The sequence below is a fragment of the Agrobacterium sp. fls2-241-TYG-188a genome (assembly GCF_030209845.1).
The window spans coordinates 1-21,847 of sequence record NZ_JARVRD010000001.1 but is presented as its reverse complement, the minus strand read 5'-3'; the positions used below and the strand labels follow the sequence as shown (position 1 = coordinate 21,847).

The window sequence follows — 21,847 nt, the reverse complement described above, 5'->3', positions numbered from 1 at the left end:
CTTGAGGCCTTTTCCTTCAGGGGAGGCCGACTGGGTTGTGCTCTTGCCCACCGCGTCCGGTGGCAAATTGGGATGGTACTGGTCAACTATGGCTCGCATTGTCATGAAATTCGGCGGCACGTCCGTCGCAAATCTCGAACGCATTCATAATGTCGCACGGCATGTGAAACGCGAGGTGGATGCTGGCCATGAAGTGGCCGTCGTCGTTTCCGCCATGTCTGGCAAAACCAACGAGCTGGTGGACTGGGTTCAGAACACGCCGAAGGTTGCCGGTTCCAAGGAGACCTCCTTTTACGATGCGCGCGAATATGACGCCATCGTCGCATCCGGCGAACAGGTGACCTCGGGTCTTCTGGCCATTGCCTTGCAGTCCATGGGCATCAATGCCCGTTCCTGGCAGGGCTGGCAGATCCCGATCCGCACCGATAACGCCCATGGCGCCGCCCGCATTCTGGATATTGATGGCTCCGATATCATTCGCCGCATGGGTGAAGGCCAGGTTGCCGTTGTTGCCGGTTTCCAGGGCTTGGGCCCGGACAACCGCATCGCGACGCTGGGTCGTGGTGGTTCCGATACGTCGGCTGTTGCCATCGCTGCTGCCGTCAAGGCAGACCGTTGCGATATCTATACCGATGTCGATGGCGTCTATACGACCGACCCGCGCATCGTGCCGAAGGCGCGCCGCCTGAAGAAGGTGGCCTTCGAAGAAATGCTGGAAATGGCGTCTCTTGGCGCAAAAGTCTTGCAGGTTCGCTCGGTCGAACTTGCCATGGTGCACAAGGTTCGCACCTTCGTACGCTCCAGTTTCGAGGATCCCGATGCGCCGGGCATGGGTGACCTTATCAATCCGCCCGGTACTTTGATTTGTGACGAGGAAGAAATCGTGGAACAGGAAGTCGTAACCGGCATCGCCTATGCCAAGGATGAAGCACAAATCTCGCTGCGCCGCTTGTCAGACCGGCCGGGCGTGTCTGCTGCCATTTTCGGACCGTTGGCCGAAGCCCATATCAATGTCGACATGATCGTGCAGAACATCTCTGAAGATGGTTCGCGCACCGACATGACCTTCACCGTGCCCTCGGGCGATATGCCAAAGGCCATCAAGGTTCTGGAAGACAACAAGACGCAGATCGGCTTTGACGTTGTTCAGAACGAGACGGGTCTGGCCAAGGTGTCGGTCATCGGCATCGGCATGCGCAGCCATGCGGGCGTTGCGGCCAGCGCTTTCAAGGCACTTGCTGAAAAAAACATCAACATCAAAGCCATCACGACGTCGGAAATCAAGATTTCCATTCTTATTGACGGTGCCTACGCGGAACTTGCAGTTCGTACTTTGCATTCTGCTTACGGTCTGGATAAGAGTTGATTCTGTAACGTCGATACACGTCATCCGATTCTTTTCGGATTGATTGAGTCCTAGACGTTGCGTTGACTGCGCATCCCTGCCGTACGGCTTGCTGTGCAGGCTTTGTTTTGGGGGATCCTTTGATGCGGGCCGTCGTGGCCCGCATGTGAAGGTGTCAGGGAGCACACGCGATGAGAGACCTTTCCGCAGGTCCACGCGTTCTTCTCAAGCGGCTTCGCGAAATGATGGCGGAGCACCTTGAGCCACAAGAGCGCCTCGACCAGATTGTCCGACAGATCGCCAGCAACATGGTGGCGGAGGTTTGCTCCGTCTATGTGCTACGCTCGGACAGTGTGCTGGAGCTTTATGCCACCGAAGGATTGAATAAGGACGCCGTCCACCTTGCCCAGTTGAAAATGGGGCAAGGTCTTGTCGGCACCATCGCCGCATCGGCCCAGCCGCTTAATCTTTCCGATGCGCAGGCGCATCCTGCATTCCGCTATCTCCCTGAAACAGGTGAAGAAATTTATCATTCCTTCCTGGGTGTACCGATTTTGAGATCCGGTCGCACTCTTGGCGTTCTTGTCGTTCAGAACAAGACCAGCCGGACCTATCGGGAGGATGAAGTTGAAGCGCTTGAAACAACCGCGATGCTTATTGCGGAAATCGTGGCGAGCGGTGAATTGAAGAAAATCACCCGTCCCGGCGTGGAATTGGACCTGACACGGGCCGTTTCCATCGATGGCGATGCCTATGGCGAAGGCATCGGCCTTGGTCACGTTGTCCTGCACGATCCGCGAATCGTCGTCACCAATCTGCTCAATGAAGATGCCGACATGGAAATCACGCGGCTTGCCGAGGCGATCGGCTCGCTGCGGCTGTCCATCGACGACATGCTTCAGCGCCGCGATGTCGCGACCGAAGGCGAGCATCGTGAAGTTCTGGAAACTTACCGCATGTTTGCCCATGATCAGGGCTGGGTGCGGCGCATGGAAGAGGCCATTCGAAATGGCCTGACGGCGGAAGCTGCGGTCGAGAAGGTGCAGAGCGATACCAAGGCGCGCATGATGCGCCTGACCGATCCCTATCTGCGTGAGCGGATGCATGATTTCGATGATCTTGCTAACCGGTTGCTGCGTCAGCTGATCGGTTTTGGTGGTCGCGGACCAGAGCAGGAATTTCCGACGGATGCCATCGTTCTGGCCCGCGCAATGGGTGCCGCCGAACTGTTGGACTATCCGCGCGAGAAACTGCGCGGGCTGGTTCTGGAAGACGGCGCGGTTACCAGCCACGTGGTCATCGTCGCCCGCGCCATGGGCATTCCCATCATTGGCCAGGCGGTCGGCATCGTCGCGCTCGCCGAAAACAACGATCCCATCATCATCGATGGCGACGACGGCCAGGTGCATCTGCGCCCCGTCGTAGACCTGCAGCGCGCCTATGAAGAGAAGGTCCGCCTGCGCGCCAAGCGTCAGGAACAGTTCCGCGCGCTTCGCGATGTGGAGCCTGTCAGCAAGGATGGCGTGCGCGTCGATCTGAAGATGAATGCCGGCCTGCTGGTCGATCTGCCGCAGCTGGACGAATCCGGCGCTGACGGCATCGGTCTGTTCCGCACTGAGCTGCAATTCATGATCGCCTCCAACATGCCGAAGGGCGAGGAACAGGAAGCATTTTATCGCAGCGTTCTGCGCAACGCCAAGGGCAAGCCCGTCACCTTCCGCACGCTCGATATCGGCGGTGACAAGGTCGTGTCCTATATGCGCGGTCAGGAAGAGGAAAATCCGGCGCTTGGCTGGCGCGCCATCCGCCTGTCGCTCGACCGCCCCGGTCTTATGCGGACCCAGATGCGTGCCCTGCTGCGCGCCGCCTCGGGTGCCGAACTGCGCATCATGCTGCCGATGATTACGGAAGTGGCCGAAATCCGTGCCGCCCGCGAGCTTCTGCAGAAAGAAGTGCAGCATCTGTCGAAATTCGGCCATTCGCTGCCGCGCAAGCTGCAATTTGGCGCCATGCTGGAAGTGCCGTCGCTCATGTGGCAGCTGGATGAGCTGATGTCTGAAGTCGATTTCGTCTCTGTAGGTTCAAACGACCTTTTCCAGTTCACCATGGCGGTGGATCGCGGCAACGCCCGGGTTTCTGACCGTTTCGATAATCTTGGCAAGCCGTTCCTGCGAATCCTGCGCGATATTGTCCGGGCCGGAACACGCAACAACACCCATGTCACGCTCTGTGGGGAAATGGCGAGCAAGCCGCTTTCCGCAATGGCGCTGATCGGTCTTGGGTTCCGCTCGATTTCCATGTCGCCAACAGCCATCGGTCCGGTCAAGGCCATGCTGCTGGGACTGGATGTGGCGACGCTTTCGGAAGAGCTGGAAGCGGCACTTGACGACAACAAGTCGGTGGAAAGCACGCGCCAGCTGCTTTTGCGCTTTGCAGCGACCCATTCCATCCCTATTTGAGAATGACGAAAAATTGGAGTGTGTGACAGGTGGCGAAGCTTCCCGTCGAGAAAATGCGTGAGCTTGAGCGGCGTTTCGGTGAAATCGAAGCGCGCATGTCGGCTGGCCCTGCCGCCGATGTCTATGTGAAGCTTGCGTCGGAATATTCGGAATTGCAGCCGGTGGTCAAAACCATTCGGGAGTATGAGAAAGCGCTGGCAGAAGTGGCCGATCTCGAGGCACTTCTTGCCGACAAGTCGACTGACAGGGACATGCGCGAACTTGCCGAAGCCGAGCTTCCGGAAATGTCGGAGCGTATTGAGCAGCTCGAGAAAGACATGCAGATTCTTCTTCTGCCGAAGGATGCTGCGGATGAGAAGAGCGCCATCGTTGAAATCCGTGCCGGTACGGGCGGTTCGGAGGCTGCACTTTTCGCTGGCAACCTCTTTCGCATGTATGAACGCTTCGCCAGCACCAAGGGCTGGAAGGTCGAGGTTCTTTCCGCCAGCGAAGGGGAAGCAGGGGGCTTCAAGGAAATCATCGCCACCATTACCGGACGCGGCGTTTTCTCCAAGCTGAAGTTCGAATCCGGCGTTCACCGCGTTCAGCGCGTCCCGGAAACCGAAGCGAGCGGGCGCATCCACACCTCTGCGGCAACGGTTGCTGTTCTGCCAGAGGCTGAAGAGATCGATATCGAAATTCGCCCTGAAGACATCCGCATCGATACGATGCGCGCTTCGGGCGCTGGCGGCCAGCACGTCAACACCACGGACTCGGCGGTGCGTATCACCCACCTGCCGACCGGTCTTATCGTGACGTCGTCAGAAAAATCCCAGCACCAGAACAGGGCGAAAGCCATGCAGGTGTTACGTTCGCGTCTTTACGATATCGAGCGCCAGAAGGTCGACAGCGAAAGGTCGGCGGACCGCAAGAGCCAGGTCGGCTCCGGCGACAGGTCTGAACGCATCCGCACCTATAATTTCCCGCAGGGGCGCGTGACCGATCACCGCATAAACCTCACCCTTTACAAGCTGGACCGCATGATAGAAGGCGATATCGATGAGATGGTCGATGCCTTGATCGCCGATTATCAAGCCGGCCAACTCGCCCAGCTTGGCGAACAGCAGTGACGGGAACTTCGCGCACCGTTCGCGAGCTCGTCGCTGCGATGCGTGCGCGTCTTGCCGCCGCGCAACTGGCCGATCCACTGAACGATGCGCGTTTGTTGATCGGCGAGGTGCTTGGCTTCTCGCTTACCGACTTCCTTCTGAATGATCAGCGGCCTGTGAGCGCAGATGAATTCGCGCGGATAGAGGCCATGATTGCCCGTCGTGAAAGCCATGAACCCGTGCACCGCATTCTAGGCCACCGCGAGTTCTATGGCCTTGATCTGCTCCTGTCGCCCGGCACGCTGGAACCTCGGCCCGATACGGAAGTGCTTGTCGATGCTCTGCTGCCTCACCTCCGACGCTTGGTTGCAGTCAAGGGTCAGGCCCGCATTTTGGATATGGGTATCGGCACGGGTGCTATCTGTCTTGCGCTTCTCCACGAATGCCCGGGCGCGACGGGCCTCGGCAGCGATATCTCACGCGACGCTATTCAGACGGCGCGAAGAAATGCGGAGCGTCATGGCTTGGCTGACCGGTTTGAGACCGTGGAAAGCAACTGGTTCGACCAAATTTCCGGTCGTTTTGACATAATCGTGTCGAATCCGCCCTATATACGGTCAGACGTGATCAGAACGCTGGATCGTGATGTCAGGGATTTTGATCCGATGGCTGCACTGGATGGCGGCGAAGACGGGCTGGCGCCTTACCGAGCCATTGCCGAAAATGCAGCGGATTTCCTTGGGGATGACGGGCTTGTCGGCCTTGAAATCGGATATGATCAGAAGCTAACTGTGACGGCCCTGTTTGAGCACAACGGGTTTCGGTGCGTCGAAGCTGTGAAAGATTTTGGCGGCAATGACAGGGCATTGGTATTTTGCAAATAGATTGCATCAATCCTATATGCTTTTTGTTCAAGGATATTTTGCAAAGCAAAAGAAAAGGCTTGGATTTCCGCAGGAAGCGGGATAGTTTGCGGCAACATGCTGGGTGGCTGAGGGCGAATTTAGATTCGCCAGAGTATGGATCAGTCCCGAAGCGGGTTTCTTTTAGAACCCTGAAAGGCTGGGCATTCCCGGCATGTGAATCAGTAAACTTTGTTCGCAGGCGGCTCGATGCAGCATTTGCGCATCCGGGCATTATACGCGAGGTCTTTGTCCAAAAGGCAAGGCGCGCGGTGGGAGCATTTCGGTAGACTGGCCGTGATAGCCGTTATTCCGGATTGCATCGTAACAACGAGAATTATCAGCAAAACAGAATTCAGGTGAGCAATTGATGAGGCCAGGACAGCAAAACAAGCGCGGCCGGGGGCGTGGTAGCAACAACAATAACAGCGGTGGCGGTGGCGGAAATAATAATAACAATTTCAACCGCAAAGGCGGCAATCCGCTAACCCGCACCTACGACAGCTCCGGTCCCGATGTTAAGATCCGTGGCACGGCCCAGCACATAGCCGAAAAATACGCGACACTCGCACGGGATGCCCAGAGCTCCGGCGATCGCGTCATGGCCGAGAACTATCTGCAGCACGCGGAACATTATAACCGTATCATCGCAACTGCACAGGCGCAGATGCAGGAACGCTTCCAGCGTGATGATCGCGGCGAGTTCCAGCAGGAGCGCGATGGTGACGAGATTGACGGCGACGATAATGACGACAACGTCGGTTCGATGTCGTCGGCCCAAGATCATTCAGAACAGCGTTCGCAGCGCAACGAACAGCCTGAACGCCAGGAGCGGCAGGACCGTTCGGAACGTCAGGATCGCCCGGAGCGGCAGGACCGCAATGAGCGACGCGACCGTCGTGAGCGCCCGGCCCGGCCAGAACGCCAGCCGCGTGAAGCGCAGGACGAAAACGGAAACAACAACACCAACGCACCCGCACCAGTTGCTGCTCCTGTTTACGACGCGAGTTCAGCGCCTCAGCCTGTAATCGAAGGTACGCCGAAGGAAGTTGCCGTCGAAGAGGAAGCTCAGGGCAGCACCGCAGCAACCGAGCGCGCTCCACGTCGTCCGCGCAGCACAAGCCCACGTCCCCGTCGTCCGCGTCGTACTGCGGGTGAAGAGGGCGAAGCCGCTGCGGAAGGATCGGAAGGCGGCGAGGCTCCAAAACTGGAAAACGCCGCGGAATAATCCGCATATTCTGCGAAGATTAAAAACCCGGCTAGCCCGGGTTTTTTTATGCTTTGCGCGCAGCTGTTTGAGCAGAGGAAATGGTTCGCGCGATGCTCGACCGCCAGCTGGCAGTGTCGAAGGATTGAGGGTCTAAAGCGCCACTGGGTTATAGATCGGCTTTTGCAGCGCCCCTGCCGTTACTCACAATTCTGCTGCTTGTCCTGATTTGCCAGTGTCAATTTTACGGGCGTTTACGAGAGAGGACGTTTGGCGGGAAACGTACTGGCCGCCAGCCTTCGCATCCGCGAGCAGGCCGTCATTGATGACGGATTTTCCGCGTAACAGAAGCCGTATTGGCCAGCCCTGAACCTCAAGGCCTTCATATGGCGTGTAGTCAGAGCCATGAGACAGCAAGTCGTTGGTGATTGTCACCTTCTGTGCAGGATCCCAGAGAGCGATATCGGCGTCTGCGCCAACGGCGATCGTTCCTTTGTGCGGATAAAGCCCGTATAGCTTGGCGTGGTTGGTGGACGTCTGCGCGACGAACTGGTTGAGCGATATGCGACCCTTCATCACGCCCTCGGAAAAGAGAATCGGCAGGCGGGTTGCCACGCCGGGAATACCGTTCGGTATCCAGCGAAAGCTCCTTTTACCCTTCTCGTTCAGTTTCCCCTGCGGGTCGTCATAGCGGAATGGGCAATGGTCTGACGAGAACAGATCAAAGACATCCTGTTCCAGACCCTCCCAGCAGGCATCCTGGCTCTGTGTGTCGCGAGGTGGCGGCGAGCACACAAATTTTGCGCCCTCAAGCGCGTCCTGGTCAAGATCTGCGGCTGTCAGCATCAGATATTGTGGGCAGGTTTCGCCTGCGATCTTCTGGCCTCGCATTCTCGCTCTGCGGATTTCTTCCATGGCCTCACGGTTGGAAACGTGAACGATGACGATAGGAACGTCCACAATTTCCGCCAGAGACAAGGCACGGTGCGTCGCTTCACGTTCCGCTGCAATCGGGCGCGTGGTGGCATGGTATTTTGGCGCAAACTTGCCTTCGTCCTCGTGACGTCCGATCAGATAGCGGATTGCATCTTCGTTCTCACAATGGACCATGACGAGAGCACCGGTGCGCCGCGCCGCATCCAGCGTGTCCAATATCTGATCGTCACGCAATCGCAGCCCTTCGTAGGTCATGAAGACCTTCAAGGACGTATAGCCTGCAGCGACGAGGGCTGGGAGTTCCTGCCCCAAGACCTCGGCAGTCGGATCGGTTATGACCAGATGAAAAGCAACATCCGTATAGCATTTCCCCTCGGCTTTGGCGTGATACTCCTTGAGGGCTTCCCGAAGTGTCTGGCCTTTCTCCTGCATACAGAAGGTCAACACCGTGCTGTTGCCGCCGATAACGGCAGAGCGCGTCCCGCTTTCGAAGTCGTCAGCCATGACGACGCCTTCTCCAGAGGGCTGGTCCAGGTGGACGTGGCTGTCGATTCCACCTGGCAATACGAACAGGCCCGTGGCGTCGATGATCTCTGCTGCGTCTCCAAGCCCCGTGGAGAGAGAGGCGATCTTTCCGTCGAGAATACCGATATCACAAACGAAGGTATCGCTTGCCGTCGCTACGGTTCCGTTCCGGATGATTGTATCAAAGCGCATCGATGCCCGTCCTTTTCTCAGCTTGCTCTGGCAAAACCCGTTTCACTGGTGAGAATTTTATCGAGAGCCTGCGTGAAGCGGTCCACTTCTTCAAGCGTATTGTAATGCACCATCGATACCCGCAGCATTCCGCCGTGATCGGTGAGGCCAAGATACTCCGCAAGCCTGCGTGAGTGGAAATCGCCGAAACGCATTGCGATATTATAATCGTCCATCGCTTTGCAGATCTCGCCAGCATCGCGACCATCAAATCGAAAAGCGATCGTGGGAACTCTGGAACTGTTCACATTGTGGGTTTGGCCGATGATCTGGCAGTCGTTTCGCGAGCGCAGATAGGACAGAAGTCTTTCGGCCAACACGTCTTCCTGAGCGGTTATCGCCTTGAACGCAGTGGTGATGCGGCTGCGGACACTGCCCGTGTCGCCCGCTTGTTCTCCAAGGCTCGCCAGATAGTCGACGATGCCACAGGTCGAGTAGGCGAGCTCATAATTCGGGTTGCCGGGCTCCAGCTTGCCAGGAACTTTGTCCTTGCCGTAGAAATAGTGATAAAGCGTGTCGAGCTCCAGCAGGTGATCATACTTGCCGTACATGAGAGCATAGTGAGGGCCATAGGTCTTGTAGAGGCTGAAGACATAGTAGTCTGCATCAAAAGCCTGAACGTCTACAAGGCGGTGAGGAGCGTAGGCAACCGCATCCACACAGAGCCGCGCGCCCCGTGCGTGGACGAAGTCTGCAATAGCACGGATCGGATTGATCGATCCTAGAATGTTGGAGACGTGTGTGACACAGACAAGCCGTGTCTTGCTAGACATCAGCGGCTCAAGGTCTGCCAGGTCGAGGGTGAGGGTGTCTTTGTTGAGCGGCCAGAACTTGATCGTAACGCCGGCTGATGTGAGGCGATCCCATGGGCCAATATTGGATTCGTGATCGCTTACAGTGACGATGATTTCGTCGCCAGATGTAAGCTGGCTTTCCATGGCGCGCGCCAGATTTTGAAGCAGCGCAGTGGTTGAGCTGCCAAAGACAATTTCCTCGGGCCGGTTTGCATTCACAAGATGCATCGCGGCCGTGCGGGCTTCGTAAAGTGCTGCCGCCGCCTTCTGGGATACTTCGTAGGATCCGCCAATCTGGACGTTCCGCTCGATCAGAAAGCTGTTGATGCGGTCGATTGCGCCCTGGAGTATCTGCGAACCACCGGCATTGTCAAAAAAGCTCCAACCTCTTCCCAGTCCTGGAAACTGACTGCGCACGAATTCCAGATTGAGCGATGGGGTGTCGTTCATGGGGTGTCCTCCACAGACTTGATTTAGTGATTGAGTACGGCGCGCAGAAAGCTGCGCGTTCTTTCTTCTTGTGGGTCGTCGAAAATCTGCTGAGGGGTGCCCATTTCAACGAGTTTTCCGCCATCCATGAAGATGACCCGGTCTGCGACCTGTTTGGCAAAGCCCATTTCATGCGTAACGACGATCATGGTCACACCTGTGCCCGCCAAACGCCGCATGACATCGAGAACTTCACCGACCATCTCGGGGTCGAGAGCGGATGTGGGTTCATCAAACAGAAGCACCTTGGGCTCCATGGCCAGCGCGCGCGCTATGGCAACGCGCTGCTGCTGACCACCGGAAAGCTGGCCAGGAAATTTGTCTGCCTGCTCCGATATGCCCACACGGGCCAGCAGCTCTCGTGCCTTCGTGGCGGCTTCAGCTTCACCCAAGCCACGAACACGCATCGGTGCCAACATGACGTTTCGCAACACCGTCATGTGGGGGAAAAGGTTGAAGGACTGGAACACCATGCCAACTTCGGCCCGAACCTTGGCCAGCTCCTTGCCGGGACGCACCCTTATTCCATCAACCGTAATCATACTCTCTGGAGAGAACGGCTCCAGATGATTGATGCAGCGGATCAGCGTTGATTTGCCCGAGCCTGACGGCCCGATGATGCAAACGACCTCACCTTCAGCGATGTCGAGATTGATCCCATGAAGAACCGTGTAGGTTCCATAGGCTTTGAACAGGTTCTCGACCCGGATAAGACCTTTGTGTTGGGATGTCATCTGCGCCTCCCAGCGCCGAAGCGCGTTTCAAGCCGGGACACGACTGCCACCATCGGCCACAGCAGCAACACGTAAATCACCGCCGCACCGATCAAGGGCGTGGGGTTTGCTGTCAGAGCTTGCGCCTGGGTCGCCTGTTTCAGCAGGTCGGGCATCGCAACAACCGACGCCAAGGCTGTATCCTTGAGAACGTTGATGGAATTGTTGGTGAGCGGAGGGATTACGATCCGCACCGCTTGTGGAAGAATGATGTCTGCCATCGTATGCCGGTTGGAAAGTCCCAAGGCAGCAGATGCTTCAAATTGACCGACCGGAATTGCATCGATACCGGCACGAAAAATTTCCGCGGTGTACGCCGCCGAGACCAGTGAAAGAGCTGTGACCGCCGAAAGGAAGGGCGATAGCCTTATACCGACGAAGGGCAGTGCGTAGTAGATGACGATGAGAAGGACGAGCAGGGGTATCGATCGCAGGACGTCCACATAGATGCGGATGAGCACCACGATTGTCTTCGGCGCGTAAAGCCGTGCCACCGCAAGAACAAGGCCACCGACCAGACCTGCGACGATGCTGACGATGCCTATCTGCAGCGTGACCACAAGTCCCCACAAAAGCTGTGGTAGGCTCTGAACGAAGACATCGTAGTTGAAAAAGGTATTGAGAAGATTCATGCCGCTAGGCTCCGTTGGGCCAGCGGAGTTGCTATCCGCTGGCGGCTATGGCGCTATCAGTTCTTCGGCATGTCCAGGACCGTTACGGTCGATGTCTTCTCTTCTGCTGGTGCACCGAACCAGGTCTGGTGCAACTTGGCCAGATAACCGTCCTTCTTCATTTCGGTAATCGCTCCATTAACCTGCTCGGCCAAAGGATCACCCTTGTTGAACATGACGGAGTATTTTTCTCCCGTCGGAATACGGGCCACCACTTTCAGCTCCGGCTTGTCCTTGACGTAATAGAGCAGGGCAGGAATATCGCTGATGTAGCCATCGATCCGGCCCGCGACGAGATCGAGCATTGCAGGAGACAAGCCCTCGAAGCGGCGGATGTCCGAGAATTTGTATTCGGTTTTGCTCTTCTCTGCCCACATGTCGCCGGTAGAACCGGTGTCCACACCGACCACCTTGCTAGCCATCTCGCTCAACCCTGTAATGCCGGATTTCGCTGTGACCGTGAGCGACTGATCACTGTCATAATATGGCTGGGCGAATGATACGGATTCGAGTCGCTTTGGAGTGATTGTTATTGATGAGATGGCCATGTTGATGCGACCGGACTGCACCGCCGAAAACAGGCCGTTGAACGGCGTGTTGACGAATTCGACGGACTTGCCCAAGCGCTTGGCCACCTCGTTGACGAGGTCAACCTCGAAGCCGACAACCTTGCCCGTTGCGTCCTGAAATTCCCATGGAACGTTGCCGATATTAGCACCGACCACGAGGTCGGCGGCCCTGGCAATCTGCAGGCTCATGAGAGAGATGCCTGCGGCGATCGATGCAGTTATAAACGTCGCTTTTATGCGTTTCATCAGTGTTCCCCTTGTTATTTGATACACGATCACACATTGTGGTCTAACTGGTCGGACCAGTTAGACCACACAAGCATGGACTTTCCGCCTTGGCAAGACGTGATGTTGAAAATAGATGTTGAACCAGTGACGAAAGGGACGAGCGCGAGATGCTGAACAAGACGCTTCTGCCACAGACCGTGGCTCGCGAGATCCAGAACCTGATACAGACAGGTGTCCTGAAGCCGGGCGAGAAAATTCAGTCGCAGCGCGAATTGTCGGAACGGTTCGGCGTCAGCCGCGCTTCGCTCAGGGAAGCCCTGTTGACCTTGGAAACTCTCGGCATGGTCAAGACCGAGGCAGGGCGGGGCACCTTTGTTACCTCACCGGCAGAGCGGGCCGCCGGTCCCGCCGCAAACATGGCGCCGTGGCGATATTCCCAAAGCTACTCGGCTTTTGACGTTTTTCAGACGCGCGCCCTTCTCGAGGGAGAGGTCGCAAAGCTCGCTGCCGGACGGTTGACGCAAAGGCAACTGGACGAGATGGAACAGGCAACCGAAACAATGGAGCGTTCCTGGGAAAAGCAGGATGTCGTGTCCAATGTTGAGGCTGATTTGCAGTTTCATTCGACCATCGTTTCCGCCTGCTCCAACCTCATGCTGCAGGCGCTCTACCAGACTGTGCGCGAACTCATCACTGAGACGCAACGCCAGCCTATTCCCATCACCGATCCTGAACGCATGAAGAATTCCATCGCGGAACACCGTCGCATCATCAATGCGCTACGCCTCAATGACGGAAATCTGGCGAAGATCGAAATGGAAACGCATATCCGCAATACCGCGAGATGTGCAGGGCTCGATCCCTGACTGAGACATGGTTCGGTGTGAATGAAACGGACCGAGGCGATTGGAAGAAAGCTTAAGCCCGCCGCAATATTTGCGGCGGGCTTTGTTGTTGAACGTCTGGAAGGCGCTGAATGGAAATTGTTCCTCAGTGCCCTTTACCCAAGTTTCTGACGACACTAACGTCCTGTGCGGTGACTTCAGGCGCCTTGTTAGACCAGGCGTTTCGCAGGAAGGTTGCAAGTGCGGCTATTTCCTCATCCGACAAACGATCCTCGTAACCCTGCATTCTGACCTTCATCGGACGCTGCTCGGTCGAGGGTAGCTCTGCACCATGCAAGATGACGCTGATCAGACCCTTGGTCGATTTCGCGGTGACCAGGGAGTTGCCATCGAGTTCCGGGAATATCTCGGGCGCGCCCTTGCCATTGACGAAGTGACAGCCGCCGCAATTGTCGAGATACAGCCGTGGGCCCAAGGGCATGTCTGCTTTGGCGCTTGAAAGCAGCTGCTCGGTGTCCGTTGGCGCGTCTGCCTTCTTTGCTTCCGATGGCTTGGTAGAGCCGATCTTCTTCAGGTAGCTGGCGATTGCCTTGTTGTCGTCGGTCGTCAGATATTGCGTGGAATCTCTCACCACCAGCATCATTTCACCGGTCGCGGTGGAATGGGCGTTGCGAGCCGTTGCGAGATAGGCGGCGGTTTCTTCCACCGTCCATTTTTGCGGACCGCTGTCGGGCCCTCTGAGATCAGGCGCCGTATAGTTGTCGATTTCGCCGCCCGTGAGGAAGCTTGGCGATGTTTCGTCAATGCCATCCTGCGTCATAAGTACAGAGCGCGGGCTATGGCATGCAGCGCAGTGGCCCGGACCTTCGACGAGATATTTACCGCGGTTGAAGATGCCGTCTTCTGCTGCGTTGGGTTTGAAATCGGCCTCGCCCCGCAGAGCGACCCAGTTCCAGGCACGCAGGCCGAATCGCATGTTGAATGGAAATGCGAGTTTCGTCGGTTCGACCTTGTTGGAGACTGGTTTTACCTCGTGCATGAAGTAGTCGTAGAGCGCAACGACATCTTCTTCTGTCAGCTTTCGGTAGTTCTCATAGGGCATCGCCGGGTAGAGATGCGTTCCATCAGGTGTTACGCCATCATAGAGCACGGCACGGAAGTCATCGAGCGTATAGTTGCCGATGCCGGTTTCCTTGTCCGGAGTGATGTTGGTGGTCCAGATCGTACCCATAGGGCTTTGAATTGCGCGACCGCCAGCAAAGGGCGTGCCGCCCTCATTGGTGTGGCAGGCCATGCAGTCGCTGGCGCGCATGAGATATTCTCCACGCCCCTTATCAGCCTTGAAATCTGCGGCCAGTGGGGAGGGTGGTTCCGTGCGTTGAACGGGTATGAAAATGAAGGCCACGAGGCAGGCAATTCCAACCACTACGAGGACGGCGAGAAGTTTGAGGAGCTTTTTCATCGTGACACTCCTCAAACCAGCGGCCGTGGGTTCGGAAGATAATCCTTACGGATGTGCTCTGCCGCCCAGTAGGCGAGACCACCGACCATGCCCGTCGGGTTGTACTGAGTGTTCTGCGGAAAGGCGCCAGCACCGAGAACGAAGATATTGTGCTTGTCCCAGGCCTGGAGGTAGCGGTTGACAGCCGACGTCTTCGGGTCATCTCCCATAACGGAACCGCCGACATTGTGCGTCGTCTGGTAAGGCCTCACATCATACATCGCGCCTTCCTTCTTGAAGCCCTCCTGCATCGAAGTGGGGTTGAGCGCCTTTGCAATCGGCTCGATCTTCGACTTCATGAACTGGGTCATGCGGATGTCGTTGGCATTCCAGTTGAAGGTCATCCGCATCAGGGGGCGTCCGTGCCGATCCTTGTAGGTTGGGTCGAGGTCGAGGTGATTACCGCGATAGGCCATGTGCGATCCGTGTGAGCCAATCGACATGGAGTGGCCGTACCATTCCCCTACGGCCTCTTTCCACTTGGCACCCCAGCTCGGTGTGCCAGCGGGAAGCGCCATGGAGCGTATTGGCTGACCGTTGGACTGGCCCGCGGAAATGTAGGAGCCGCCTATGAAGCCTTCCCGGCGGAAATCGATATTGTCGATGCCAAAGTCGTCGATGGTCATGCCGTTCGCACCGGTGCCGATGAACGGATTGAACACTTCGTCCTTGAAGAACAGGGTGTAGCCGCCATTCATCTGGTAAGCATAATTGCGCCCCGTGACACCTTCATTTGTGTTCGGATCATAGGGCTGGCCGATGCCGGAGAGCAGCATGAGGTGGACATTGTGAAGCTGATAGGCGGCAAGGATTACCAGATCGGCTGGCTGGAAGACCTCTTCCTGCGCGTTCTCGTCGAAATAGGTGACGCCAGTCGCCGTCTTGCCATCTGGAGCCATCTCGATGCGAAGGACTTCCGCATGCGTACGGTACTCGAAATTCGGTTTGCGTTTCAAAGCGTCGAGAATGGCTGTTTGCGGAGACGACTTGGAATAATTGTAGCAGCCATAGCGCTCGCAGAAGCCGCAATGGTTACAAGGACCCATCTGCATCCCGTATTCGTTGACATAGGCTTGCGAAGCAATCCCGCCGGGACGAGGGAAGGGGTGATAACCCATTGACTTCGTAATCTCGCCGAATTTTGCACCGTCCCAGGTCGTCGGCATCGGCGGCATCGGATAGTCACGTGAACGGGGAGCCTCAAATGGATTTCCGCCCTCGATCTTTTGTCCCTTGATATTACCCGCCTTGCCGGAAATGCCGGCAACGCGTTCGAACCGATCGAAGAAGGGTTCAAGTTCGTCATAGGTGACAGGATAGTCCTGAAGGTTCATGTCCTCGGGAATGATGGAAGCGCCCCAACGCTCCTCAACATGGGAACGAAGACGATATTCCGAGGTCATTGGACGCCAGTTCAGCCCATTCCAGTGAGTGCCCGCACCGCCGACGCCGATACCTGGAAGAAACGATCCCAGACTGCGATACGGCAGCGCCACTTCGCTGTCGTTTCGCCGGATGGTGACGGTGGAGTTGCGAGGCTTTTGCATCATGCCCAGACGCACACCGTATTTCAGCTCATCGATCATCTCGGGATACTGAAAGTCCGGGACGGTATTCTGATCGTGACCGCGCTCAAGGGCGACGATCTCCAGACCGTCCTGCGCGAGTTCCATTCCGAGAATCGAGCCGGTCCATCCCAGACCAACGATAACGACGTCTTTCTTCTTTTCTACTCGTGTCATCGGTTAAGCCCTTTCACCGGAGATGGAGACAGGCCCCAATGGATATTTGACGTTGTGCTTGAGGACCCACTCCTTGTAGGAGCCTCGGGCGCCTGGAAATCCGATATATGTCCAGGCCTGCATCTTGTGGTTTCCGCCATAGATGGGATCGGCGAAATATCCCTCCTTGGTGTTGCCCAGCAAAATCGAGAAGAAATCACGGATTTCAGGAGCAAGCTTCATTTCATCCTTCTGGAGAGATGTCAGCGCCTGATCCTGGAGCGTTGCGTCCAGCTCCATGAAGATCTTCCCGTGTGTCGTCCGGCACCATTCATCGAAAACCGGAATGGCCATTTGATAGATTTCCAGAGGTGTCAAAGGCGTCTGCCAGCCGCGCAGCGGGCTCGCGGCAGCCTCATGAGGGCCTTCCATGTACCAGTCGGCCGCCCGACCGTAGTCTCCGGCCAATTGCATATCGATGAAGACGGGAACTCTTGCTTCGATGGCGCCGGGGCCGGTCCCTTCCGAAGGAATGAGCCTTGCGACTGCGGCGACAACAAAAGCCCACTCACTGGGCTTGAGACAGATCGGCTTGTAGGCGTCCAGGGCAACAGGTTCAGGCGTTTCCTCTGCCTTTACCGGGACTGCCGTCAATCCGGCCACTGCTGCACTTGCGGCTGATGCTTTGAGGAAATTTCTACGGGAAGGACGGCCAGGAAGGTCTCTCATGGGCAACTCGCTTCGTGACTGACGTCACATTGAAATGTTGAAGGCTCATCGAACGATGAGCGAGGCGGGTACTGCGATGTATCGCCGCAGGTCGATGCGCACAAGGACAGATAAGACAGAAATTGTTCGTTTTAGCAATTTTTAGAAATAGTTTTTCGTTATTGTACTAAAAAGAGGAACAAAATCGATGATTTAGATCGCTCTCGCTCTAGATGAGGAGATGGAAATTTATGCATCCGTTCCGAAAATCCATGCCAGCGTGGGACGCAGGCATCCCTGCGTTGCAAGCTGTGGTCTGACGGCACCAAATTTCGGGCCGCTGGATCTCGCTGATTTTATTTCGAAGTGTCCGCAGTATCGTCTTCCGCTGAATGCTTCCACGGTTGGCTGCGAAAACACTTCACAATAGCCGCAGCATGAGGTCCCGTCTCAAGTTCCCTACAAACGACCGTAGTTGCCGACTGGTTTGCCAGTCGGCTTGGAAAGACCTGAACGGAGGACTGCAGATCAACTGAAAATCTAATGTGCTGTAATCCTGCTTAATGGGACGGCAAGGATTTGCGATTGGTGCAGGACTTCGCTGCAATTCTGTGATAACCAGTAACTCCGCGACCTCAACATGGTCGGGACACGCTGAGCAGGACCGAAGTCCTGTTGTGGATGATGATCTTCGTCTGCAGAAAATGCCTCGCAATATCTCGGTGAGGCAGGGTTTGACGTCGCCACCGCGCCAAGCGGATTAGAACTGCAGGTGAGACTGCAGCGCTTTCTTTCGACATCTTTCTTTCCGCTGACGCCGACGGCCTTGCCGTTACGTCGGTTTCCAAAAGGCTTGAGGATGCTCGTTCCGACAGCATCCTTCAGCTTCGACGCACGCCATCGCACCAACCGGGCGAATGGACTCTGTTCTGCGTCGAAATGCGTTTGGACGGTCGACCGTGCAAATTTTCACTTGTCTATATTTGACCCTGATCAAAGACAGAGGGGTGGGCAGCCCGTTTTAATCCGCCTGTGACCGCCGAAAGGCTGTCGGAATATGAGGTTGCGAACGTTATGACAGTCGCCCTGGTTTTCAATGCGGGTTCTTCGAGCCTGAAGATTGCGGCTTACCGGTTGGATCCGGGGCAGCCGGTGCAGATATCGCGGGGCATTTTGCGCATTGGCACCAAGCCGCAACTTGAGGTCAGCACATCATCGGCAAAGGAGGTCGTTGACCTTGACCCCGGCGCCAGTCTCGACAGGAAGCTCATCCGCGACTTGATAGGCAGGATGTTGCCGCCAAACTCGACCATCGAGATATGCGGGCATCGTATCGTTCACGGCGGGCCGACATTTCACAAGCCGGTCCTGTTGGACCAGCAGACAATTTCTGAAATTGAAAAGCTGGGCTCATTTGCTCCGCTTCACATCCCTCCCGCTCTTGAGGTTATTCATGCGGTCAAAGAGGACTACCCGGATGTCCTCCAGACTGCCTCCTTCGATACGGCTTTTCACAGCTCTCTCTGCAATCTCGCGAGTCGCTTCGCCATTCCCGCGTCGATGCACGAGCAGGGTTTGCGACGCTATGGCTTTCACGGCCTCTCCTACAAACATGTCGCCTCGGAACTGGCAACATTGGATCCCGACCTGGCTAAAGGTCGCGTCATCTGCGCCCACCTGGGCAGTGGGGCCAGCCTGTGTGGAATGGTCGAAGGCGTCAGTATCGACACAAGTATGGGATTTTCCGCACTTGATGGCGTACCCATGGCGACGCGGCCAGGGTCGCTCGATCCCGGCGTTCTGCTGCATCTTTTGCGGAACAACTTCGCTGGCGCCGATGAACTCGAAGATTTTCTATATCACAAATGCGGACTGTTGGGCGTCTCAGGCAGGAGCGGCGACATACGCGACTTGCTGGATGACTTCCATCCGGCATCGCAGGACGCTGTAGACCTGTTTTGCTTTAGAATTGCCGGCGAAGTCGGAAGGTTGGCGGTCTCACTTGGCGGGATCGATGCCCTGATATTCACGGCAGGGATTGGCGAGCATCAGCCGGACGTCAGAAGCAGGATCATCCGCCATTTGTCATGGCTGGGCATCACGCTGAGCGAAGCCGCCAACAGGGCGAATGCGACGATCATCAGCACAAAAGAGAGCGGTGTGGCGGCGCTGGTTGTCCCCACCGACGAAGAAAAAGTCATTGTACAGGAATCCATTCAAGCCATAGCCCAACACCGGCTGGAGGTATCGAAACATGCTTGAGAATGCCACTGTAAGCGTAACAGATCACGAGCTCGAACTCATTGATCGTTACTGGCGGGCTGCCAACTATCTTTCAGTTGGACAGATTTATCTGATGGATAATCCTCTCCTGAGGGAGCCGCTCTCTGCGCAGCACATAAAGCCGCGGCTTTTGGGGCATTGGGGAACGACGCCCGGCCTGAATTTCATCTACGCACATCTCAATCGCATCATCCGGCAACGCAATTCTGACCTGCTATACGTATGCGGTCCAGGGCATGGCGGCCCAGGGATGGTCGCCAATGCCTATCTGGAGGAGACCTATAGTGAAGTCTATCCGGAAGTTGCCCAGAATATCGACGGGATGAAGCAACTGTTTCGACAGTTCTCCTTTCCCGGCGGCATACCGAGCCATGTCGCGCCCGAAACTCCCGGTTCGATCCACGAGGGTGGTGAATTGGGATATGCTTTAGTCCACGCGTTTGGTGCCGCATTTGACAACCCCGATTTGACCGTCGCCTGCGTCGTCGGTGATGGTGAAGCGGAAACGGGTCCAATTGCGGCGGCCTGGCACTCTACGAAATTTCTCAATCCCACAAGAGACGGGGCTGTGCTGCCCATCCTTCATCTAAACGGCTACAAGATCGCGAATCCCACTCTGCTAGCGCGCATGGACGAGCGTGATCTGGCCGATCTGTTTGCCGGATATGGATATGAGCCGCTTTTCGTTGAAGGTTCGGATCCAAGATTCATGCACCGTAAAATGGCTTTGGCGCTGGACCTTGCCTTCGACAAGATACACGCAATCCAAAGCCAGTGGCGTTCAAACCCTCTTCAAAGTGGATTGCCACGCTGGCCGATGATCATTCTGCGCAGTCCCAAGGGCTGGACAGGACCGGTAGAAGTGGACGGAAAAAAGGTCGAGGGCTTTTGGCGTTCTCATCAGGTTCCGGTCAACAATTGCAGGGCAGATGCCGCGCACCGCGATATTCTTGAAAAATGGCTGCGCAGCTACCGTCCCGATGAGCTCTTCGATCACGAGGGCAGTCTGAAACCAGAGCTTCGGCAACTGGCCCCCGTAGGACCGAAACGCATGAGTGCCACGCCCCATGCCAACGGAGGCATCATACGCAAGGAACTCAAATTACCCGAGATCAAAGCCTATGCTGTCGCTATCGAAGAACGCGGCGCCAGCCAGATACAGTCCACGGAAGTACTGGGGCGATATCTCAGGGACATTTTCAAGCTCAACGAGGAAGCCAGCAATTTCCGGGTCTTTGGTCCCGATGAAACGGACTCTAACAGGCTGGGACCCGTGTTTGAAGCAACCGACCGGGTCTGGATGGAAGCAATCGAAGGATATGATGTCCACCTTGCGAAAGATGGACGAGTGATGGAAGTGTTGAGTGAGCATCTTTGCCAGGGGTGGTTAGAGGGTTACCTCCTGACCGGCAGACATGGACTTTTCTCCTGCTACGAAGCTTTCATCCACATCATCGATTCCATGCTCAATCAGCATGCCAAATGGTTGAAGGTCTCCCGCAATCTTGCCTGGCGAGCACCGATTTCGTCGTTGAACTATCTGCTTTCATCCCACGTATGGCGGCAGGACCATAATGGCTTCTCGCACCAGGATCCGGGATTTCTGGATCTGGTGGCCAACAAGAAGGCTGATATTGCGCGCATCTATCTGCCGCCTGACGCTAATACGCTGCTGTGGGTCGGTGACCATTGCCTCAAAACCTATGATCGTGTGAATGTCATCGTCGCCGGAAAACAACCGGCTCCACAGTTCCTGACGATGGACGAAGCCGTGGCCCATTGCGAAAGAGGCATCGGTATCTGGGATTGGGCGAGCTACGAGGGCGGCTCGGCCTTGCCGGATGTGGTCATGGCGTGCGCGGGCGATGTTCCGACTATGGAAACCCTGGCGGCTGTCATGATTTTGCATGAGAAGATACCTGACTTGAAGATCAGGACTGTGAATGTCGTCGATCTCATGGCGCTTCAAGATCCAGCCCAGCATCCTCATGGATTGGACGAGGAACTGTTCAACGCCATATTCACGGCAGACAAGCCGGTGATATTTGCGTTCCACGGCTATCCATCGCTCATACACCGGCTGACCTATCGGCGTGCAAACCACCAGAACTTCCATGTTCGAGGCTTCAACGAAGAGGGAACGACAACGACGCCATTCGACATGACTGTTTTGAATGAGCTTGATCGATATCACCTCGCGCTCGAGGCTATCAAACGCGTCCCAGCCCTGGCCAGCCGTTTCCCGGATGTTGTAGCCGCCTTGACCAATGAGCTGGAAGAACATTCGCGATACGTCAGAGCTCACGGAGAAGACATGCCAAAGATCCGCGATTGGCGTTGGAAAGCTTGAACGGAGAACGATTGCAGATCGGGCCGCCGGGATCATGTCGCAGCGGCTAAGTTAAGGGTCAACAGCCCGAGGGCAAGGGCGCAAAAAAGGCCCCAGAAGGAAGGCAAATCGAAATAAACATTAAAAATCATAAATTTGATGATTTTTTTGATATTTCTTCAAGGGTGAGTGTTGACTTGTTTGAGGGGTGTCCTCTATAAGTCCGCTCACTGACGAGGGCGG

The 21,847-nt window shown here is 56.2% G+C and carries 16 protein-coding genes; 8 read left to right on the top strand and 8 right to left on the bottom strand.

Annotation, left to right across the window (positions count from 1 at the left end):
• Positions 1 to 88: 88 nt before the first annotated feature.
• The 5 genes from QRN85_RS00080 (at position 89) to QRN85_RS00060 (ending at position 7,022) form a co-directional block, all read left to right on the top strand.
• A complete protein-coding gene (locus tag QRN85_RS00080; protein WP_062588909.1) occupies positions 89 to 1,366 on the top strand; it encodes an aspartate kinase in 1,278 nt (425 codons plus the stop codon).
• Between the two features lie 170 nt (positions 1,367 to 1,536).
• A complete protein-coding gene (gene ptsP / locus QRN85_RS00075) occupies positions 1,537 to 3,804 on the top strand; it encodes a phosphoenolpyruvate--protein phosphotransferase (protein WP_062588906.1) in 2,268 nt (755 codons plus the stop codon).
• Between the two features lie 29 nt (positions 3,805 to 3,833).
• Positions 3,834 to 4,913 (top strand): peptide chain release factor 1, encoded by a 1,080-nt coding sequence (gene prfA, locus QRN85_RS00070; protein ID WP_284756689.1) that lies wholly within the window; start codon positions 3,834 to 3,836, stop codon positions 4,911 to 4,913.
• 38 nt (positions 4,914 to 4,951) lie between these two features.
• Positions 4,952 to 5,776, top strand: a complete 825-nt coding sequence (gene prmC, locus QRN85_RS00065; RefSeq protein ID WP_502870750.1) for a peptide chain release factor N(5)-glutamine methyltransferase — start codon at positions 4,952 to 4,954, stop codon at positions 5,774 to 5,776.
• 388 nt (positions 5,777 to 6,164) lie between these two features.
• Positions 6,165 to 7,022, top strand: a complete 858-nt coding sequence (locus QRN85_RS00060) for a DUF4167 domain-containing protein (RefSeq protein ID WP_113219718.1) — start codon at positions 6,165 to 6,167, stop codon at positions 7,020 to 7,022.
• Between the two features lie 183 nt (positions 7,023 to 7,205).
• Here the strand turns inward: QRN85_RS00060 and hydA are convergent, their stop codons facing one another.
• From hydA to QRN85_RS00035, 5 genes are read right to left on the bottom strand one after another with little or no spacing between them, the layout of a single operon-like run.
• A complete protein-coding gene (hydA, locus tag QRN85_RS00055) occupies positions 7,206 to 8,654 on the bottom strand; it encodes a dihydropyrimidinase (RefSeq protein ID WP_113221268.1) in 1,449 nt (482 codons plus the stop codon).
• A gap of 17 nt (positions 8,655 to 8,671) precedes the next feature.
• Positions 8,672 to 9,937, bottom strand: coding sequence for a cysteine desulfurase-like protein (locus QRN85_RS00050; RefSeq protein WP_113221267.1), 1,266 nt, complete (start codon positions 9,935 to 9,937; stop codon positions 8,672 to 8,674).
• A gap of 23 nt (positions 9,938 to 9,960) precedes the next feature.
• On the bottom strand, positions 9,961 to 10,710 hold the full coding sequence (locus QRN85_RS00045) for an amino acid ABC transporter ATP-binding protein (RefSeq protein ID WP_113221266.1): 750 nt from the start codon (positions 10,708 to 10,710) through the stop codon (positions 9,961 to 9,963).
• Entirely contained in the window at positions 10,707 to 11,381 is a 675-nt protein-coding gene (locus tag QRN85_RS00040; protein WP_112963178.1) for an amino acid ABC transporter permease, read from the bottom strand. Before QRN85_RS00040 ends, QRN85_RS00045 begins: the two co-directional genes overlap by 4 nt.
• A 56-nt stretch (positions 11,382 to 11,437) precedes the next feature.
• Complete coding sequence (locus QRN85_RS00035) at positions 11,438 to 12,178, bottom strand: transporter substrate-binding domain-containing protein (RefSeq protein ID WP_113094314.1); 741 nt, start codon at positions 12,176 to 12,178, stop codon at positions 11,438 to 11,440.
• 206 nt (positions 12,179 to 12,384) lie between these two features.
• On the opposite strand from QRN85_RS00035, the gene QRN85_RS00030 reads away from it, so the two are divergent.
• On the top strand, positions 12,385 to 13,083 hold the full coding sequence (locus QRN85_RS00030; protein WP_062588891.1) for a FadR/GntR family transcriptional regulator: 699 nt from the start codon (positions 12,385 to 12,387) through the stop codon (positions 13,081 to 13,083).
• Between the two features lie 124 nt (positions 13,084 to 13,207).
• On the opposite strand, the gene QRN85_RS00025 is transcribed toward QRN85_RS00030, so the two are convergent.
• The 3 genes from QRN85_RS00025 to QRN85_RS00015 are packed head-to-tail and all read right to left on the bottom strand — an operon-like array spanning position 13,208 to position 17,013.
• Positions 13,208 to 14,524: a c-type cytochrome gene (locus QRN85_RS00025; RefSeq protein WP_113221264.1), complete on the bottom strand. Its 1,317-nt coding sequence runs from the start codon at positions 14,522 to 14,524 to the stop codon at positions 13,208 to 13,210.
• Between the two features lie 11 nt (positions 14,525 to 14,535).
• Positions 14,536 to 16,305 (bottom strand): GMC family oxidoreductase, encoded by a 1,770-nt coding sequence (locus tag QRN85_RS00020; protein WP_284756681.1) that lies wholly within the window; start codon positions 16,303 to 16,305, stop codon positions 14,536 to 14,538.
• A gap of 3 nt (positions 16,306 to 16,308) precedes the next feature.
• Positions 16,309 to 17,013 carry a gluconate 2-dehydrogenase subunit 3 family protein gene (locus QRN85_RS00015; protein WP_062588886.1) on the bottom strand — a complete coding sequence of 235 codons (705 nt, stop codon included), beginning with the start codon at positions 17,011 to 17,013 and terminating at the stop codon, positions 16,309 to 16,311.
• Between the two features lie 1,053 nt (positions 17,014 to 18,066).
• Here QRN85_RS00015 and QRN85_RS00010 point away from each other — a divergent pair.
• Complete coding sequence (locus tag QRN85_RS00010) at positions 18,067 to 19,254, top strand: acetate/propionate family kinase (protein WP_113221297.1); 1,188 nt, start codon at positions 18,067 to 18,069, stop codon at positions 19,252 to 19,254.
• On the top strand, positions 19,247 to 21,625 hold the full coding sequence (locus QRN85_RS00005) for a phosphoketolase family protein (RefSeq protein WP_113221262.1): 2,379 nt from the start codon (positions 19,247 to 19,249) through the stop codon (positions 21,623 to 21,625). The genes QRN85_RS00010 and QRN85_RS00005 overlap by 8 nt, the downstream gene beginning before the upstream one ends.
• Positions 21,626 to 21,847: the final 222 nt, after the last annotated feature.

Coding starts and splice junctions, on each gene's coding strand:
- QRN85_RS00080 (WP_062588909.1), top strand. CDS start 89: ATGGCTCGCATTGTCATGAAATTCGGCGGCACGTCCGTCGCAAATCTC.
- ptsP (WP_062588906.1), top strand. CDS start 1,537: ATGAGAGACCTTTCCGCAGGTCCACGCGTTCTTCTCAAGCGGCTTCGC.
- prmC (WP_502870750.1), top strand. CDS start 4,952: ATGCGTGCGCGTCTTGCCGCCGCGCAACTGGCCGATCCACTGAACGAT.
- QRN85_RS00060 (WP_113219718.1), top strand. CDS start 6,165: ATGAGGCCAGGACAGCAAAACAAGCGCGGCCGGGGGCGTGGTAGCAAC.
- hydA (WP_113221268.1), bottom strand. CDS start 8,654: ATGCGCTTTGATACAATCATCCGGAACGGAACCGTAGCGACGGCAAGC.
- QRN85_RS00050 (WP_113221267.1), bottom strand. CDS start 9,937: ATGAACGACACCCCATCGCTCAATCTGGAATTCGTGCGCAGTCAGTTT.
- QRN85_RS00045 (WP_113221266.1), bottom strand. CDS start 10,710: ATGACATCCCAACACAAAGGTCTTATCCGGGTCGAGAACCTGTTCAAA.
- QRN85_RS00040 (WP_112963178.1), bottom strand. CDS start 11,381: ATGAATCTTCTCAATACCTTTTTCAACTACGATGTCTTCGTTCAGAGC.
- QRN85_RS00035 (WP_113094314.1), bottom strand. CDS start 12,178: ATGAGCCTGCAGATTGCCAGGGCCGCCGACCTCGTGGTCGGTGCTAAT.
- QRN85_RS00030 (WP_062588891.1), top strand. CDS start 12,385: ATGCTGAACAAGACGCTTCTGCCACAGACCGTGGCTCGCGAGATCCAG.
- QRN85_RS00025 (WP_113221264.1), bottom strand. CDS start 14,524: ATGAAAAAGCTCCTCAAACTTCTCGCCGTCCTCGTAGTGGTTGGAATT.
- QRN85_RS00020 (WP_284756681.1), bottom strand. CDS start 16,305: ATGACACGAGTAGAAAAGAAGAAAGACGTCGTTATCGTTGGTCTGGGA.
- QRN85_RS00015 (WP_062588886.1), bottom strand. CDS start 17,013: ATGAGAGACCTTCCTGGCCGTCCTTCCCGTAGAAATTTCCTCAAAGCA.
- QRN85_RS00010 (WP_113221297.1), top strand. CDS start 18,067: ATGACAGTCGCCCTGGTTTTCAATGCGGGTTCTTCGAGCCTGAAGATT.
- QRN85_RS00005 (WP_113221262.1), top strand. CDS start 19,247: ATGCTTGAGAATGCCACTGTAAGCGTAACAGATCACGAGCTCGAACTC.